The sequence below is a fragment of the Georgenia faecalis genome, assembly GCF_003710105.1.
Taxonomy (GTDB): Bacteria; Actinomycetota; Actinomycetes; order Actinomycetales; family Actinomycetaceae; genus Georgenia_A; species Georgenia_A faecalis.
The window spans coordinates 2,956,429-2,973,729 of sequence record NZ_CP033325.1 but is presented as its reverse complement, the minus strand read 5'-3'; the positions used below and the strand labels follow the sequence as shown (position 1 = coordinate 2,973,729).

12 protein-coding genes are annotated in these 17,301 nt (G+C 72.1%); 10 read left to right on the top strand and 2 right to left on the bottom strand.

Annotated features, from left to right (window positions below; genetic code table 11):
* The first annotated feature begins 211 nt into the window (after positions 1–211).
* The 5 genes from EBO36_RS13065 to EBO36_RS13045 all read left to right on the top strand — a co-directional run bounded on the left by EBO36_RS13065 (position 212) and on the right by EBO36_RS13045 (position 6,451).
* On the top strand, positions 212–1,537 hold the full coding sequence (locus tag EBO36_RS13065; protein ID WP_222928723.1) for an ABC transporter substrate-binding protein: 1,326 nt from the start codon (positions 212–214) through the stop codon (positions 1,535–1,537).
* Positions 1,538–1,621: 84 nt separating this feature from the next.
* Positions 1,622–2,596 carry a carbohydrate ABC transporter permease gene (locus tag EBO36_RS13060; RefSeq protein ID WP_122825009.1) on the top strand — a complete coding sequence of 325 codons (975 nt, stop codon included), beginning with the start codon at positions 1,622–1,624 and terminating at the stop codon, positions 2,594–2,596.
* Positions 2,593–3,414, top strand: coding sequence for a carbohydrate ABC transporter permease (locus EBO36_RS13055; RefSeq protein ID WP_122825008.1), 822 nt, complete (start codon positions 2,593–2,595; stop codon positions 3,412–3,414). Before EBO36_RS13060 ends, EBO36_RS13055 begins: the two co-directional genes overlap by 4 nt.
* Positions 3,415–3,427: 13 nt before the next feature.
* Positions 3,428–5,347: a glycoside hydrolase family 127 protein gene (locus tag EBO36_RS13050; RefSeq protein WP_122825007.1), complete on the top strand. Its 1,920-nt coding sequence runs from the start codon at positions 3,428–3,430 to the stop codon at positions 5,345–5,347.
* 66 nt (positions 5,348–5,413) lie between these two features.
* A complete protein-coding gene (locus EBO36_RS13045; protein WP_122825006.1) occupies positions 5,414–6,451 on the top strand; it encodes a LacI family DNA-binding transcriptional regulator in 1,038 nt (345 codons plus the stop codon).
* 43 nt (positions 6,452–6,494) lie between these two features.
* Here EBO36_RS13045 and EBO36_RS13040 read toward each other — a convergent pair whose 3' ends face one another.
* Complete coding sequence (locus EBO36_RS13040) at positions 6,495–7,400, bottom strand: aldose-1-epimerase (protein ID WP_122825005.1); 906 nt, start codon at positions 7,398–7,400, stop codon at positions 6,495–6,497.
* Between the two features lie 56 nt (positions 7,401–7,456).
* The gene (locus EBO36_RS13035) at positions 7,457–8,470 is read right to left on the bottom strand and encodes a LacI family DNA-binding transcriptional regulator (RefSeq protein WP_244925290.1); all 1,014 of its coding nucleotides are present in this window, start codon (positions 8,468–8,470) and stop codon (positions 7,457–7,459) included.
* 274 nt (positions 8,471–8,744) lie between these two features.
* On the opposite strand from EBO36_RS13035, the gene EBO36_RS13030 reads away from it, so the two are divergent.
* The 5 genes from EBO36_RS13030 (at position 8,745) to EBO36_RS13010 (ending at position 17,182) form a co-directional block, all read left to right on the top strand.
* The gene (locus EBO36_RS13030; RefSeq protein ID WP_241236898.1) at positions 8,745–9,752 is read left to right on the top strand and encodes an ABC transporter substrate-binding protein; all 1,008 of its coding nucleotides are present in this window, start codon (positions 8,745–8,747) and stop codon (positions 9,750–9,752) included.
* A 125-nt stretch (positions 9,753–9,877) separates the two neighbouring features.
* On the top strand, positions 9,878–11,413 hold the full coding sequence (locus tag EBO36_RS13025; protein WP_122825002.1) for a sugar ABC transporter ATP-binding protein: 1,536 nt from the start codon (positions 9,878–9,880) through the stop codon (positions 11,411–11,413).
* Positions 11,410–12,489, top strand: coding sequence for an ABC transporter permease (locus tag EBO36_RS13020; RefSeq protein WP_122825001.1), 1,080 nt, complete (start codon positions 11,410–11,412; stop codon positions 12,487–12,489). Before EBO36_RS13025 ends, EBO36_RS13020 begins: the two co-directional genes overlap by 4 nt.
* The gene (locus EBO36_RS13015; RefSeq protein ID WP_122825000.1) at positions 12,489–13,568 is read left to right on the top strand and encodes an ABC transporter permease subunit; all 1,080 of its coding nucleotides are present in this window, start codon (positions 12,489–12,491) and stop codon (positions 13,566–13,568) included. Before EBO36_RS13020 ends, EBO36_RS13015 begins: the two co-directional genes overlap by 1 nt.
* 209 nt (positions 13,569–13,777) lie before the next feature.
* Positions 13,778–17,182 (top strand): alpha-L-arabinofuranosidase C-terminal domain-containing protein, encoded by a 3,405-nt coding sequence (locus EBO36_RS13010; protein WP_164471471.1) that lies wholly within the window; start codon positions 13,778–13,780, stop codon positions 17,180–17,182.
* The last annotated feature ends 119 nt before the right edge of the window (positions 17,183–17,301 follow it).

Genomic DNA, 17,301 nt, shown 5'->3' with positions numbered 1-17,301 from the left:
GCGCCCTGCCGCTTCGGCCGCCGCCCGAACCGCCTCGGAACGCGCGTGCGAAAGGTCCTTGACCTGCTCTGATCACGGTGCCACGATGGCGATAACGCTTTCGGTGAGTTTCGTCACACACGACGTCGGCACTCGCCGTTCGGCCGGGCGCGATGCGGCGCTCATGGCCAGCACCACCTCATTCAATGGCGACATGAGATTGGAGAAGGCAATGAGCGCAACGAGGTTCCGGCCGCGCGCCGCGGCCGTCATGGCGGGTGGCCTGCTGGTCACCGGCCTCGCCGCGTGCGGCGGCGACGGGGGCGGGGGCGGGGAGACGACGGGGTCGGGGGGCGGCACCGCCGCGGCCTCGGGGGAGGGGGTCGACGACGGCACGGAGCTGACGATGTGGACCCGCGCCCCGCTGGAGCGCCAGGCGATCAACGCCGTCGAGGCGTACAACGCCACCCACGAGAACCAGGTGGCGCTGGAGATCCTCCCCAACGACGACGTCGAGGGCATGGTCGGCTCGGCCGCCCAGACCGACAGCCTCCCGGACATCCTCGCGGGCGACGTCGTCCGCATCCCGTACTGGACCGAGCAGGGGATCTTCACCGACCTCACCGACCAGATCGGCTCGCTGGAGAACGTGGACGACCTCCAGGAGGGCCACATCGACGCCGGCACCCTCGACGGCGCCATGCACACGCTCCCGTTCGTCACCGACATCTCGGTCATGGTCTGGAACAAGGACCTCTACGAGCAGGCGGGGCTCGACCCGGAGGCCGGGCCGACGACCCTGGACGAGTTCGTCGAGCACGCCCAGGCCGTCGCCGCCCTCGACCAGGACGGGGTCGCCGGCAGCTACCTCTCGGGCCAGTCCGGCGGTGCCCTCGTCTTCACCCTGCTGCCGACGATCTGGGCCAGCGGCGAGGAGGTGCTCAACGACGACGGCACCGAGGCCATGCTCGACGGCGAGGCCGCCCAGGCCGTCTACAGCGCCTACCGCGAGCTCGCCGAGACGCCCAACGGGCTCGGGGCCGGGTCCCGCGAGGAGACCGGGGCGACCTGGACCGCCCCCTTCCAGGAGGGCAACATCGGCGTCATGCCGTACCCCTACACGGCGGTGACGGGCATGTTCGAGGACGCCGCCTTCGAGGTGGGCGTGGCGGCCATCCCCGGCGTCGACGGCGGGGGCTCGACGTTCCTCGGCGGCGATGCGATCGGCATCTCCCGGAGCTCGGAGAACGTCGACCAGGCGTGGAACTTCATGGCCTGGCTCATGTCCGACGACGCGCAGCAGACGGTGTTCGCCGACAACAACGACACGGCCGCGAGCCTCACCGTCCTCGCCGACGGCTACGCCGACGCCGACCCGCGCACCGAGGTCGCCAACGCCACCGTGGCCGACGGCCGCACGCCGGTGGCGCGCAACTTCAACGAGGCGTTCAACGCCGCGGGCAGCCCGTGGCAGCTGCTCATCCAGGACGCGGTGTGGGGCGAGGAGTCCGCGATCGGGTCCCACAACGACGCCGTCAACGCGGTCCTCGCGCCGTAGCGCCGGCGCCTCGACGAGCACCGCGGCCGGGGAGGGGCTCGGCGTCCCTCCCCGGTGGCGTCACCCCGACGACGAGGAAGCACCATGGTCACTCACATCCCGGCGGCGGCCGAGCGCGTCGCGACCGACGCCGTCAGCGGCGCGGACGGCGGCCGGCGGCGACGCCGGACGAGGGAACGGCGCGACGCCCTGCGGGGCTGGGCGTTCATCACCCCGACCGTCGTGCTCGTCGCCGTGCTCTTCCTCGCCCCGATCGGGCTCGTGCTCGTCATGTCCGGCTCGCAGTGGAGCCTCCTCGGTGGCTTCCAGGGGATGAACTCCCCGGACAACTTCCGCAACGTCCTCGCCGACCCGCTGCTCGGCGACGCGGTGAGCTTCACCCTGCGGTACACGGCGCTGACGACGGTCATCCTCATGCCGGTCGCGTTCTTCCTCGCGCTGCTCGTCCAGGAGAGCCGGCGGTGGAACAACCTGCTGCGGACCGCGATCCTCGTGCCGTCCGCGCTGGGGATCGCCTCCGCGTCGCTGCTGTTCTACGCGCTGTACTCCCCGCAGATCGGCCCGCTCAACCCGATCCTCGCCCGGCTCGGCCTCATGGACCTCAACTCCTCGATCCTCGGCACGCCGGGCGGGGCGCTCTGGGCGACCGTCGTGCTCATCGTCTGGCGGTTCGCCGGCTACTACATGATCCTCACGATGGTGGGGCTCCAGGCGATCCCGCGGGAGCTCTACGAGGCGGCGAGCCTCGACGGGGCGAGCCGCATCACGCAGCTGCGCCGGATCACGCTCCCGCTGCTGCGGCCCACCATCGCGATGACGCTCATCCTGTCGATCGCCGGCTCGCTCCTCGCGTTCGACCAGTTCTACATCCTCACCAAGGGCGGCCCGAACAACTCGACGCTGACCGTGGTGCTGCTCATCTACCGCTACGCCTTCGAGACCAAGCGCGACCTCGGCATGGCCGCCGCGCTCTCGGTGCTCGTCCTCGTCGTGCTGGTGGCGGTCAGCGTGCTGCAGCTCCGGGCGCTCGGGGTCTCGCGCAAGGAGGGGGACCGATGACGAGCTCAGGGACACTGGGCCGGACCACGTACTACGTCCTCACGGGCCTCGTCGCCGTGACGTTCCTCCTGCCCATCCTCTGGGTGGTCGTCACGTCGGTGTCGCCGAACTCGGCCTCCGCCCAGACCGACGGCGTCGGCCTGGGGAACTACTCGGCGCTCGCCCGGTACGGGGAGGGGCTCGGTTCCTACCTGTGGAACTCCGTCATCGTCTCGACGGTCGCCGTCGTGACGGCGCTCGTGGCCGGCGCGATGGGCGGGTACGGCTTCGCGCGCTTCGCGTTCCGCGGCAAGAACACGGTGTTCCTCCTCGTGCTCTCCATCCTCATGGTCCCGTACGCCGCCCTCCTCATCCCGCTCGCAGTGTGGCTCAACGAGATCGGCCTGCAGAACAGCCTCGTGGGGGTCGGGCTCGTGCTCGCGCTCTTCCAGCTCCCCTTCGCGACGTTCATGATGCGCAACGCCTTCAGCGCCGTCCCCCGGGAGCTCGAGGAGGCCGCGCTCCTCGACGGGTGCGGCACGGTGTCCGCGTTCGTCCGGGTCATGCTGCCGGCGGTCCGGGCGCCGCTGGTGACCGTGGGGCTGTTCGTCTTCCTCGTCGCGTGGAACGACTTCATGGTGCCGCTGTTCCTCGTCGGCCCCACCAACGCCCCGCTCCCGCTGGCCATGGTCAACATGCGCCAGCAGACCATGGGCGTCATCGACTACGGGATCACGACGGCCGGGGTCGTCGTCCTCGCGATCCCCGCCGTCGTGCTCTTCCTGTCGTTGCAGCGGCACTACATCCGAGGGTTCACTTCCGGCGCGGTCAAGGGATGACGACGTGACAGACATGCAGACGCGGACGGCCGTGGCGGCCCCGGTGCTCCCGGTGGCCCGGACCGCGCTCACCCCGCTGGGGATGGACACCGTCCGGATCGACGGCGGCTTCTGGGGGCAGCGCCAGGACCTCAACGGCGCGGTGATGATCCCCCACTGCCTCCACTGGGAGCACGAGGTCGGCTGGGTCGGCAACTTCTCCGCGCTCCTCGAGGGCCGGCTCGCCGAGGACCGGCGGGGCAGGGAGTTCTCCGACTCCGACGTCTACAAGCTCCTCGAGGCCATGGCGTGGGAGATCGGCCGCAGCGGCAGCCCCGCGCTCCAGGAGACCTTCGACGGCATCGTCGCGCTCGTCGCCGCCTGCCAGCAGCCGGACGGGTACCTCAACACCCAGTTCGGCAACGCCGGTCAGCGCCCCCGCTACAGCGACTTCGAGATGGGCCACGAGCTGTACAGCACCGGCCACCTCGTCCAGGCGGCGGTGGCCCGCCTGCGCACGGGGTTCGGCCTGGAGGACCGGCTCGTCGCCGTCGCCCTGCGCGCCGCCGACCACGTGTGCGAGGTGTTCGGCGCCGACGGGCTCGAGCGCGTGTGCGGGCACCCGGAGATCGAGGTCGCCCTCGCGGAGCTGTACCGGGCCACGGGGGAGGAGCGGTACCTCGACCAGGCGCACCTGTTCCTCGAGCGCCGCGGCCGCGGGACCCTGCGGGACATCGAGTTCGGGCGCGCCTACTTCCAGGACGACGTGCCGCTGCGCGAGGCCGACGCCTTCCGCGGCCACGCCGTCCGGGCCCTCTACCTCGCGGCGGCGGCGGTGGACGCCGGCGTGGAGCTCGACGACGGCGGGCTCGTCGACGCCATCGAGCGCCAGTACCGCCGCACCCTCGCGCGGCGCACGTACCTCACCGGGGGGATGGGGTCCCACCACCAGGACGAGGCGTTCGGGCAGGACTTCGAGCTGCCGCCGGACCGCGCCTACTGCGAGACGTGCGCCGGCGTCGGCTCCGTCATGGTCGCCTGGCGCCTGCTCCTCGCGCGCGGGGACCTGCGCTACGCCGACGTCATCGAGCGCGCGCTCTACAACGTCGTGGCGGCCAGCCCCGCGGAGGACGGGCGCGCCTTCTTCTACACGAACACCCTCCACCAGCGCAGCGCCGGGACGCCGCTGCCGTCGGACGAGCCGAGCCCACGAGCCTCGGGGGCCGGCCGGGCCGCGTGGTTCGAGGTGTCCTGCTGCCCGACGAACGTCTCCCGGACACTCGCCCAGCTCGGCACCTACGTCGCAACCCGCAGCGCCGACGGTGTCCAGCTCCTCCAGTTCGTCCCCGGGACGGTGAGCGCCGAGCTGGGCGCCGGGCGCCGGGTCACCCTCGAGGTGACCACCGCCTACCCCCACGACGGCCACGTGCGCATCGAGGTCGTCGAGGCGCCCCCCGGACCGTGGGAGCTGACGGTCCGGATCCCGCACTGGGCCGACGGCGCGAGTGTCGACCTCAACGACGGGAGGGGCCCGCAGCCGGCGTCGGCGCCCGCCTTCGTGCACCGTGGTTCCCTCGCCGCCGGAACCGTCGTCGACGTCGCCATCCCGCTCGTGCCCCGGTGGGTCTACCCGGACGAGCGGATCGACGCGGTCCGCGGCTGCGTCGCCCTCGAGCGCGGCCCGCTCGTCCTGTGCGCCGAGTCGCTCGACCAGCCCGGCGGCGTCGACGTCGCCGGGCTCGAGGTCGACCCGAGCGGCCCGGTCGCGGGCGCTGACGGCACCGTCGTCGCGGCGGGCTGGCACGTCGACCTGCCCGGCGAGCCGGACCCGTACCGCGGCGCGCCGCGGCGGCGCGCCCGCGAGCGTGCGGACGTCCACTTCGTGCCGTACTACTCGTGGGGCAACCGCGGGCCGAGCACCATGCGGATCTGGGTGCCCGTCGGTCACGACTGAGAGTCGGCGGGCACCGCGAGCAGAGCCTGACCACCCGTCAGGGCGGGCGATCTGGGAGGAGGACCGATGACGGCAGATGCCGAGCTGGCACCGCGGCGGCCGACGCTGGCGGACGTGGCACGGGCGGCGGGGGTGTCCGTCGCCACGGCGTCGAAGGCGCTCAACGGGCGCCGGCAGGTACGGGAGGAGACGCGCCAGCGGGTCGTCCACGCCGCCGAGGAGCTCGCGTTCCGGCCCAACGTCCTGGCGCGCCAGCTCCAGAAGGGGCGCTCGGGCACCATCGGCCTGGTCACGCACGACCTCGAGGGACGGTTCTCCATCCCGACGCTCATGGGGGCGGAGGACGAGGCCGGCAACGGCGAGGTCTCCGTCCTCCTGTGCGACGCCCGCGGGGACACGCTGCGCGAGCGGTACCACGTCCAGGCGCTCCTCGGGCGGCGCGTCGACGGGCTCATCATCGTCGGCGCGCGCCCCGACGTGCGCCCGTCGCTCGGGCGCCTGCCGGTGCCGGTCGTCTACGCGTATGCGCCGTCGGAGGACCCGGACGACATGTCCCAGGTGTGCGACAGCGTCGAGGCGGGCGCGCTCGTCGCGGAGCACCTCGTCGCCCGGGGGCGCCGGCGGATCGCCGTCGTCGCGGGCGACGAGTCGTACGGGGCGGCACGCGACCGGGTGGAGGGGGCGACCCGCGCCCTGGCCCGGGCCGGTCTCGAGCCGGCGGGCGGGCGCGCGCTCTTCGGCTCGTGGGACGAGGCGTGGGGGCGGACGGCGGTCGAGACGATCCTCGGCCTGCTCCCGGACGTCGACGCGGTCATCTGCGGGAGCGACCAGATCGCCCGCGGGGCGCTGGACACCCTGCGGGAGCACGGGCGGCGGGTCCCCGAGGACGTGGCGGTGACCGGCCACGACAACTGGGAGGTCATCGTCGCGCACTCGCGGCCCCGGCTGACGAGCGTCGACATGAACCTCGAGGAGCTGGGGCGGCGGGCGGCGGCGCGGCTGTTCGCGGCGATCGAGGGGCACCCCTCCCGCGGCATCGAGAGCGTCTCCCCGCGCCTCGTCGCGCGGGACTCGACCCGCGGTTTCTACACGCCGGCGGACTGAGCGGCCCGGCCGCGGTGCGGCGGGCGAGTCCGCACCGCCCCGCTCACGGCGCGAGCGTCGCGTCGATGGCGAAGGCGAGGGTGTGCGTGGCGCCGGGGGCGAGCTCGACGAGGTCGGTGCCCGAGTTGAACGCGTCCGGCGGGCACGTCATGGGCTCCACGGCCACGCCGCGCCGGTCGATCTTCTCGCCCGTGTAGACCTGGACCCACGGGGCGTCCGCCCGCATCCGCGCGGTCAGCCCCGACGCCGGGTCGGTGAGCGTGACGGCCCAGGTGCCGGCGGGCAGGCCCGTGTAGGCGTGGTCGACCTGCCGCGCGCCGAGCGGGCGCGGCGCACGCAGGTCGAGGTCGGTGCCGTCGACGGGCACGCACGCCCGCGGGCGCATCCGCTCGTCGACCTCGAGGACCTGCCCGGCGGGCGCGACGAGGACGCACCCGTCCACGGGCGCGCCGTCACACGTGAGGTACGGGTGCGAGGAGGCCCCGTAGGGCGCCACGCCCTCGCCGAGGTTGGTCGTCGTGATGGTCGTCGTCAGGCCCGACGGCGTGAGCGCGTAGCGGACGTGCGACCGCAGCCAGAAGGGGTACCCGTACTGCGGGACGATGTCCGTCCCGAGGGTGACCGAGGCGTCGTCCTCCTCGACGGGGTCCCAGCCGACCCAGCAGGCGAGGCCGTGGAGCGCGGCGTTCGTCGCGTGCTCGTTGACGGGCAGCTCGTGCGTGACGCCGCCGCGGACGTAGCGGCCGTCGCTCACCCGGTTGGGCCACGGGACGAGCGTCTTGCCGAGGTAGGCCGGCGGCAGCGCGTCGGCCTCGTGGGGGACGACGACGTCCTTGCCCCGCCACGCGAGGCGGGCGAGGCCGGCGCCCACGCCGACGACGGTCGCCGTGTAGTCGCCGGCCGCGAGGTGGATGGTCCGGCCCCCGGGGCCGGTCCTCGTCGCGCTCATGGGGTCTCCTCGTCTCGTGCCGGCCGGGTCGGGTCGGTTCCTGCGGGGCGCGGGGCTCAGCCCTGCGCGGGGGCGCCGGAGGACGCCCGGACGATGAGCTCGGGCCGGCTCAGGCCCGGCTCCGGCGAACCGCCGTCGAGGGCGGTGAGGAGGGCCTCCATGACCTGGTGGCCCACCTCCTGGAAGGGCTGGCGCACCGTCGTCAGCGGCGGCTCGTAGAAGTCGCTGCCGGAGATGTCGTCGTAGCCGACGATGGCGACGTCGTCGGGCATCCGCACCCCGGCCTCGTGGAACGCGCGCATCATGCCGAGCGCGAGGAGGTCGTTGGCGGTGAACACGGCCGTCGGCATCGTGGGGCCGCTCAGCAGCCGCTGGGCCGCCGCGTACCCCTGCGTGGCGTCCCACCCGCCCTCGATCGGCTCGGGGACCTCGAGGCCCGCGGCCTCGAGCTCGGCGCGCCACCCCGCCAGGCGGGCGCGCGCGTCGAACCAGTTCGAGGGCCCGGCGACGTGGGCGATGTGCCGGTGCCCGAGGTCGATGAGGTGCCGGGTGGCGTCGCGGGCGCCCTGCTCGTGGTCGATGGCGACGACGTGGAGCGGGGCCGGCGAGCGCAGGCCCGTGGCGATGACGATGATGGGCAGCGAGCCGGCGAGGCCACGGGCGGCCTCGGCGAACTCCTCGGTCGGCGCGACGACGACGACGCCCTCGACCCCGCGGTCGAGGAAGAAGTCGAGGACGTCGTGCGGGCTCGCCGCGGCGTCCACGGTGCCGGCGGTGAGGATTGCGTAGCCGGCCTCCCGGGCCGCGTCCTGGATGGCGACCGTCGTGTAGGTCGGGCCGAAGCTCCGGGTGGCCGGGGTGACGACGCCGATCATGCGCGTGCGGCTCGTCGCCAGGGCGCGCGCGGACATGTTCCGGCGGTACCCGAGCTCGGCGATGGCGGCGCGGACCCGCTCCTGGGTCTCGGGGTGGACGAGCTCGGGGTGGTTGAGCACCCGGGAGACCGTCTGGTGGGAGACGCCGGCCCGGGCGGCCACGTCGGACATGACCGGCGCGCGCCTGGCCCCCACGTCTTCTCGTATCCCGCTCACAGCACTCCTACGTCGTCATTCAGGGCCGGTGAGCACCGGCGGCCTGCCTGCTGCGGGGCGCGTCGGACCGCGTGGTGCTCGGGCTGCCGAGCGTACCGCCGCACGTTGGGCCCCAGTGTCCGAACGGTTACCAGCCTGTTACCCGCGCCTGTTGACACCATGAGATGTTAGCGCGCACACTGGCCCTCGACAGTCGGTACACCGCGTGGTGACTGCGACCAGCATCGTTGCTGAGGCACTCAAGGAGGAGAGCATGTTCGGAAGGAAGAGCACCCGAATGCGGGCGAGCGTCGCCCTGGGCGGGGTGGCCCTGCTGGCCCTGGCCGGCTGTGGTGGCGGCGGAGGCGGAGGCGAGGAGACCGGTACCGCGGCCGCCGGCGGAGAGGGCGGCGGCGACGAGCTCGTCCGCGTCGGCTTCTCCCAGCTGGGCGCCGAGAGCGGCTGGCGGACGGCCAACACGGAGTCGATCCAGGCCAGCCTGACGGAGGAGAACGGCATCGACCTCACCTTCGTCGACGCGCAGCAGCGCCAGGAGAACCAGATCCGCGCCCTGCGCGACTTCGTCTCGCAGGACATGGACATCATCGCGTTCTCCCCGGTCATCGAGACCGGCTGGGACCAGGTCCTCCAGGAGATCAAGGACGCCGGGATCCCCGTCGTGCTCGTCGACCGCACCGTCGACACGACGGTCGAGGACCCGTTCGTCACGTGGATCGGCTCGGACTTCCGCGCCGAGGGCGTCACCGCGGGCGAGTGGGTCGCGGAGAACTTCCCCGACGCCAACATCTTCGAGCTCCAGGGCACCCTGGGCTCGGGCGCGCAGGTCGACCGCCAGGAGGGCTTCCGCGAGGTCGTCGGCGATGACGCGATCGTCGGCGAGGCGAGCGGCAACTTCACCCGCGCCGAGGGCCGCACCGCCATGGAGGCCGCGCTCCAGGCCTACCCCGACACGGACCTCGTCTTCGCGCACAACGACGACATGGGCCTGGGCGCCATCGAGGCGATCGAGGCCGCGGGCATGGTCCCGGGCGAGGACATCGCCATCGTCACCGTCGACGCGGTCAAGGACGGCATGCAGGCGCTCCTCGACGGCAAGTTCAACTACGTCGTCGAGTGCAACCCGGTCTTCGGCGACCAGCTCGCCGAGCTCATCCAGCAGGTGCACGCCGGCGAGGAGGTCCCCGAGCAGACGTTCGTCGAGGAGACCGCCTTCGAGCAGGCGGACATCGACCAGGCGTTCGTGGACGAGCGCCCGTACTGACGCACGACGCCGGGGGGAGCGGATCGCTCCCCCCGGCGCTGTCGCGGCCGGCGCCCCCGGCCGCGAGCGCCCGGGCCGGGCCCGGAGCGCAGCACGCCCCCGCAGGGACGCACGGAAGGCCAGCGATGTCCCACCCGCCCGCACCGGTCGTCGAGATGACCGGGATCACCATCACCTTCCCCGGAGTGAAGGCCCTCGACGGGGTCGACTTCCGGCTCTTCCCGGGCGAGGTCCACGCCCTCATGGGCGAGAACGGCGCCGGGAAGTCGACGCTCATCAAGGCCCTCACCGGCGTCTACGGCATCGACTCCGGCCGGATCACCGTCGACGGCGAGGAGAAGCGGTTCGCCCACCCCGGTGAGGCGCAGGCCGCCGGCATCAGCACCGTGTACCAGGAGGTCAACCTCTGCGCGAACCTCACCGTGGGCGAGAACGTCATGCTCGGCCACGAGGTCCGCACGGGCCCCTTCATCAACTGGCGCGCCACCCACCGTGAGGCGGCGCGCTTCCTGCAGGAGATGAACCTCGACATCGACCCGCGATCGCCGCTGACGTCGCACACCATCGCCGTCCAGCAGCTCTGCGCCATCGCGCGGGCGATCGTCGTCGACGCCAAGGTCCTTATCCTCGACGAGCCCACCTCGAGCCTGGCCAAGGCCGAGGTGGCCGAGCTGTTCCGGGTGGTGCGCCAGCTGCGCGACTCCGGGGTCGCCGTCCTCTTCGTCTCCCACTTCCTCGAGCAGGTCTACGAGATCTCCGACCGCATGACGATCCTGCGCAACGGTGCGCTGGTGGGGGAGCACCTCACGGCGGAGCTGCCCCGCATCGAGCTCATCTCCAAGATGATCGGGCGCGCCGGGGAGGCCTTCCGGGAGATCCGCGCCGAGGCGCGGGCCGTCGCCCAGCGCGACACCGCCGACCGGCCCCTCGTGCGGGCGCTCGGCCTGGGCAAGGACGGCTCGCTCGAGCCCTTCGACCTCGACCTCCACGAGGGGGAGATCGTGGGTCTGGCCGGTCTGCTCGGCTCCGGGCGCACCGAGGCCGCACGGCTGCTCGCCGGGGCGGACCGGGCCGACCACGGGACCGTCGAGATCGACGGCACGCCCGTGCGCATGACCTCCCCGCGCACGGCGCTCAAGCACGACATCGCCTTCTCCACCGAGGACCGCAAGAAGGAGGGCATCGTCGGCGACCTCACGGTCCGCGAGAACATCGCCCTCGCGCTCCAGGCCGGCCGAGGGACGTGGCGGCCGATCCCGCGCAAGGAGCTCGACGAGATCGTGGCGAAGTACATCGCCGCCCTCAACATCAACCCTCCCAACCCCAACGCCCTCATCAGGAACCTCTCGGGCGGCAACCAGCAGAAGGTCCTGCTGGCCCGCTGGCTCGCCACCTCCCCGCGCCTGCTCATCCTCGACGAGCCCACGCGCGGGATCGACATCGGCGCCAAGGCGGAGATCCAGAAGCTCGTCGCCGACCTGTCGCGGGACGGCATGTCGGTGGTGTTCATCTCCTCCGAGCTCGAGGAGGTCCTCCGGCTCAGCGAGCGCGTCGTCGTCATGCGCGACCGCGAGAAGCTCGCCGAGGTGGTCAACGACGACGACATCGACTCGGGAACGATCCTCGAGCTCATCGCCCAGAGCGGAGCGCACGCCTCATGACAGCGTCCACCGGCCGCGGCCGAAGCGCGGGGGGCTCCTTCCTCCGCGACGTCTCCCACCACGGCCTGTTCTGGCCCGTGGTGGCCCTGGTCCTCCTCGTCCTCGCCTGCGGCCTGCGGAGCCCGGGCTTCCTCGACGTCACCGTCCGGGACGGGCACCTCGTCGGTCAGCTCGTCGACATCGCCCGGAACAGCGCGACGCCGTTGCTCCTGGCGCTGGGCATGTGCCTCGTCATCGCCACCGGCGGCATCGACCTGTCGGTCGGGGCCGTCATGGCGATCTCGCTGTCCGTCTCCCTGGAGTACATCGACAACGCGGCCGACGGCGGCAGCCTGGGCACGGCGCTGACGGCGCTGCTCCTCGGGCTCGCGGTCGCCGTGCTCGTGGGGACGTTCAACGGGTTCCTCGTCACCGTCCTCGGCATCCAACCGTTCATCGCGACGCTCATCCTCATGATCGCCGGCCGCGGCATCGCGATGCTCATCACCCAGGGCCAGATCACCACCGTCACCAGTGCCCCGTTCAAGGCGATCGGCGCGGGGTACGTCCTCGGGGTGCCCACCCCGGTGGTCATCGCGATCGCCGTGTTCCTCCTGCTCAGCCTGGTCGTGCGGCGCACGGCGCTCGGCATGTTCCTCGAGGCCATCGGCATCAACGGCGAGGCCTCCCGACTCTCCGGCGTCCGGGCGCGCAGCACGACGTGGCTCTGCTACATCATCGCGGGCACCCTCGCGGGACTCGCCGGCATCGTCTACGGCTCGCCGACCATGGCCGCCGACGCCAACAACATCGGTCTCATGCGGGAGCTCGACGCGATCATGGTCGTCGTCCTCGGCGGCACGAAGCTCTCCGGCGGCCGGTTCTACCTCGGCGGGGTCGTCGTGGGTGCGCTCATCCTCAGCACCCTCGAGCGCGCCGTCATCATCTTCCACCTGCCCTCGGAGACGACGCCGCTGTTCAAGGCGATCGTCCTCATCGCCGTCACCGTCGCGGCCTCGCCCTTCCTGCGCGAGCGCCTACGGTCCCGGCGGGTGCGAGCAGAGCTGGTCCCCTCCGGAGCGAAGGCGGCGGCGTGATGGCACACACGGACACGGCACGAGGGGCGGCCGAGGAGGCACGCCCGGCCCCCCGTAAGGCCCCGGGCCGGCCCACGCAGCGCGGCCGCAGCCTGCTCACCCGGCTCGACCGCCGGTTCCTGCCGGTGGTGGGCACGGTGATCACCCTCGTCCTCATGCTCGGCATCGGGCAGGCCCGGTACAGCACGGAGTCGACGAGCTTCATCAGCATGCGGCTGTTCTCCAACCTCCTCGTCGACAACTCCTACCTGCTCGTCCTCGCGATCGGCATGACGTTCGTCATCCTCACCGGGGGGATCGACCTGTCGGTCGGCGCCGTGGTGGCGCTCGTCGGGCTCGCCGTCGCGCGGTTGCTCATCGCCGGACTGCCCCTGCCCGTCGTCCTCGTCGTCGGCGTCCTCATCGGGACGCTGTGCGGCCTGCTCATCGGCATCATGGTCCAGGTCTTCGACATCCAACCGTTCATCGCCTCGCTCGCCGTGATGTTCCTCGCCCGCGGCCTGGCCAACGTCGTCAGCGTGCAGTCGCTGGGCATCAGCGACCCGAACTTCGCCGCGCTCGCAGGGTGGAGCCTGCAGTTCGGCGAGGGCAGCACCCTCTGGCGGATCAGCATCAGCATGGTCATCGCCATGGTCCTGCTCGCCTTCGCCTTCTACCTGCTGCACTACACCCGCTTCGGGCGGACCGTCTACGGCCTCGGCGCCGGCGACGACGGCTCGGCCGTCAAGCTCATGGGGCTCAACGGGGAACGCACGCGGATCCTCGTCTACGTCATCAGCGGCACGTGCGCGGGGGTGGCGGGGATCCTCTTCGCCTTCTACACCCGCTCCGGCTTCAACCTCACCGGCATCGGCATGGAGCTCGACGCCATCGCCGCGGTCGTCATCGGGGGCACCCTGCTCGCCGGCGGTGTCGGGTTCATCCTCGGCACGGCCACCGGTGTCCTCGTCTACGGGCTCATCCAGGTGCTCATCGCCCGGGAGGGGCTCGACTCGTGGTGGACCCGCGTCTTCATCGGCGTGGTGCTGCTCGCGTTCGTCGTCCTGCAGCGCGCCATCACGGTGCGACGCCGGACCTGACCGGACTCCGCCGGGCCGGGGCAGCCCCCCGGCCCGGCGGCCCGTACGTCCCCGGGGCACCGCCCCACCGCCGCCGCAACGACGCGCCGCCCGGAAAGGAGTACGAGCACCACGCCCGTCGCGGCACTCCTCGCCAACCCTGCTGAGCTGATGGAGCACACATGAGCATGTCGCGACGGCGCAGCGCTGCGCCGGTATCTGTTGCATCGGTGACCGCCCTCACCCTGGCCGCGGCGCTCCTCGCCGGCGGCACCGCGGCGTCCGCCGCCGCCCCGCCGGAGGTGCTGCCTCCCGAGGCGTGGCTCGAGGAGTTCGACGCCCCGCAGCTCGACGAGCGCTGGACCGTCCTCGGCGAGGCCGCCGAGAGCTGGTCGCTCGACCCGGAGGCCGGTGAGCTCACCATCACCTCGCTGCCCGGCGACACCCACCAGGACAGCAACGACCCGCGGAACGTCTTCCTCCTCGACGTGCCCGTCGGTGACTTCACCGCGGTGGCCTCGTTCGAGGCGCCGGTGGCGGAGGACTTCCAGGGCGCCGGCATCCTCGCCATGGGCGACCTCGACAACTACGTGCGCGCCGGCCTGGTGAACGTCAGCTTCGCCGAGGACGGGCCGGTCGTCATCGAGAACGCGCAGGAGAGCAACGCGGTCTTCACCTCCACCTTCACGCCCCGGCCGGGGTCCACGGGCGAGACGCTGCAGGTGCAGCGCACGGGGGACACGGTCACGACGAGCTACTGGGCGGACGACGGCTGGGTCGAGGCGGCCCAGGTGACCGTCGCCTTCGACATCACGCAGGTGGGCCTCTACGCCTTCGCCGCGGGCGCCGCCCAGCCGCACACCGCGGTGTTCGACTACTTCGCGATTGCCACGGCGGACACGCCGCCGACCGAGCCGGAGCCGTACCCCGCGACGCTGGAGATCGACGGCGACGGCACCGACATCGAGATGAGCCCCGAGCTCTACGGGATCTTCTACGAGGACATCAACTACGCGGCCGACGGCGGCCTGTACGCCGAGCTCGTCCGCAACCGCTCGTTCGAGTTCAACCGGTCCGACAACACCTCCTTCACCGGCCTCACGGGCTGGCAGGAGGTCGAGCGCGGCGGGGCGACGACGACGGCCACCGTCGTCACCGACGAGGGCCGGATGAACGAGAACAACCGGTTCTACCTCGCCCTCGACTCGACGGGCGCGGGCGCGGGGCTGCGCAACGCCTCCTTCAACGAGGGCGTCGCCCTGGAGGCCGGTGCGGACTACGAGTTCTCCGTCTGGGCCCGCTCGGCGACGCCGCAGACTCTCACCGCCCGCCTCGAGGACGTCGCCGGCACCCAGGAGTACGGGACCGCGACCGTCCAGGTGGACGGCTCGAACGAGTGGAAGCAGTACACGGCGACGATCACCTCCACCGCGACGACCAACGCGGCGCAGCTCGCCGTCCTCGCCGGAGCCGCGGGCGTGCTCCACCTCGACATGGTCTCGCTGCTGCCGGACGAGCAGTGGGCCGGCCCGGTCAACGGCGAGTACGGCCTGCGCCAGGACCTCGCCGAGATGGTCGAGGACCTCGACCCGTCCTTCATCCGGTTCCCGGGTGGCTGCGTCATCGCCGGGACGTGGAACGACTACGAGGAGAGCGGCTACGCGGACCGTCGCCGCGCCTACCACTGGAAGGAGACCATCGGCCCGCTCGAGGAGCGCGCGACGAACTTCAACTGGTGGGGGTACAACCAGTCCTTCGGCATCGGCTTCCTCGAGTACTTCATGTGGGCCGAGGACCTCGGGGCCGAGCCGCTGCCCGTCCTGCCCGTGGGGACGAACGCCTGCGGCGGGCCGGCGGCGCTCACCGACCCCGTCCAGCTCGAGGAGTGGGTGCAGGACACCCTCGACCTCATCGAGTTCGCCAACGGCGGCATCGACACCGAGTGGGGCGCCGTGCGCGCGGAGCTCGGCCACCCCGAGCCCTTCGGCCTCGAGTACATCGGCCTGGGCAACGAGGACTCCCAGCGCCAGTACTTCGAGAACTACCCGCTCTTCCACGACGCGATCCGCGAGGCCTACCCGGACATCAAGATCGTCTCGAACTCGAGCTTCGCCTCGGGCGGGGCGCTCTTCGACGAGCTGTGGGACTTCGCCCGCGAGCAGGGCGCGGACATGGTCGACGAGCACTACTACAACACCCCGGACTGGTTCCTCGCGAACACCGACCGGTACGACAGCTATGACCGCGAGAGTCCGGCCGCCTTCATCGGGGAGTACGCCTCCCGGGGCAACACGTTCTACAACGCCCTGGCCGAGGCCGCGTACCTCACCGGCGTCGAGCGCAACTCCGACATCGTCCGTATGGCGTCCTACGCGCCGATGTTCGCCAACGAGGACTACGTCCAGTGGCGCGACGCCAACATGATCTACTTCGACAACGACGAGGCGTGGGGGACCGCGAACTACTACGTCCAGCGGCTCTTCTCGACGAACCGCGGCCACGAGGTGGTGCCCAGCACGATGGAGGGCGGCGACGTCGTCGCGCCCGACATCTCCGGCGGCGTCTTCCTCTCGACGTGGCGGACGGCGGCCGCGTACGACAACCTCGTCGTCACCGCCGACGACGGCGACGTGCTGCTCTCCGAGGACTTCTCGGGCGGTGCGCCGGACTGGGCGCCCGTGCGGGGCACGTGGTCCGTCGTCGACGGCCAGTACCGCCAGACCGCCACGAACGTCGAGGACGCCCGCAGCGTCCCGGCCGGGGCGTACGAGCAGGACTGGACGAACTACACGCTCGAGCTCGAGGCGACGAAGACCGCCGGGGCGGAGGGCTTCCTCGTCGGCTTCGCCGCCAACGGCGGGAACGACTACTACTGGTGGAACATCGGCGGCTGGAACAACACCCGGATGGCCCTCCAGCGCTCGGGGGCCGAGGTGGCCGCCCGGGAGAACACCTCCGTGACGACCGGGCAGACGTACGACATCCGGGTCGAGGTCGAGGGCAGCGACATCCGGCTCTACCTCGACGACGAGCTCCAGATCGAGTACACGGAGGACGCCCCGACGAGCGTGCTCAACCACGTCGTCACGCGGGACGTCGAGACCGGTGAGCTCATCGTCAAGGTCGTCAACACGGCCCCCGCGGCCGCGGTGACGGACGTGAGCGTCTCCGACGTCGAGCTGACCGGGGCCGGCACGGTCACCGAGATGACCGCGGACTCCCTCACGGCGGTGAACTCCAAGGAGGACCCGACGAACATCGTGCCCGTCGAGCGGGAGCTCAGCGGCGTGGGCAACGAGTTCACCTACGAGTTCCCCGCCAACTCCATCACCTTCCTCCGCCTCGGCGTCGCCGACGACGCCGGGCCGGAGGTGTCGGTGGAGGCGGACACGCGGTGCGTGGCCGGCAAGGTGGTGCAGACGGTGCGGGTGACGAACGAGTCGGGGGCGCCGGTGGACGTGGCGGTGTCCTCGTCCTGGGGGTCGCGGTCGGTGACGATCGGGGCCGACCGGGCGACGTCGTTGACGTTCAGCACCCGGGCTGCGTCGGTGGCTGCGGGGGAGGTGAGCGTGACGGCGACGGCGGACGGGTCCTCCCGGACGGTGACCGCGCCGCACGCGGCCCGCACCTGCTGATGACGCACGGCGACTGACGCCGGCAGCGGGGCCGGCGGGCGGACCCCCGCCCGCCGGTCCGCACCGGGGCGGGGCACCGGCCCGGCACCGGTCTGATCGAGGACGTGGCGTGCGACGGC

Coding starts and splice junctions, on each gene's coding strand:
- EBO36_RS13065 (WP_222928723.1), top strand. CDS start 212: ATGAGCGCAACGAGGTTCCGGCCGCGCGCCGCGGCCGTCATGGCGGGT.
- EBO36_RS13060 (WP_122825009.1), top strand. CDS start 1,622: ATGGTCACTCACATCCCGGCGGCGGCCGAGCGCGTCGCGACCGACGCC.
- EBO36_RS13055 (WP_122825008.1), top strand. CDS start 2,593: ATGACGAGCTCAGGGACACTGGGCCGGACCACGTACTACGTCCTCACG.
- EBO36_RS13050 (WP_122825007.1), top strand. CDS start 3,428: ATGCAGACGCGGACGGCCGTGGCGGCCCCGGTGCTCCCGGTGGCCCGG.
- EBO36_RS13045 (WP_122825006.1), top strand. CDS start 5,414: ATGACGGCAGATGCCGAGCTGGCACCGCGGCGGCCGACGCTGGCGGAC.
- EBO36_RS13040 (WP_122825005.1), bottom strand. CDS start 7,400: ATGAGCGCGACGAGGACCGGCCCCGGGGGCCGGACCATCCACCTCGCG.
- EBO36_RS13030 (WP_241236898.1), top strand. CDS start 8,745: ATGTTCGGAAGGAAGAGCACCCGAATGCGGGCGAGCGTCGCCCTGGGC.
- EBO36_RS13025 (WP_122825002.1), top strand. CDS start 9,878: ATGTCCCACCCGCCCGCACCGGTCGTCGAGATGACCGGGATCACCATC.
- EBO36_RS13020 (WP_122825001.1), top strand. CDS start 11,410: ATGACAGCGTCCACCGGCCGCGGCCGAAGCGCGGGGGGCTCCTTCCTC.
- EBO36_RS13015 (WP_122825000.1), top strand. CDS start 12,489: ATGGCACACACGGACACGGCACGAGGGGCGGCCGAGGAGGCACGCCCG.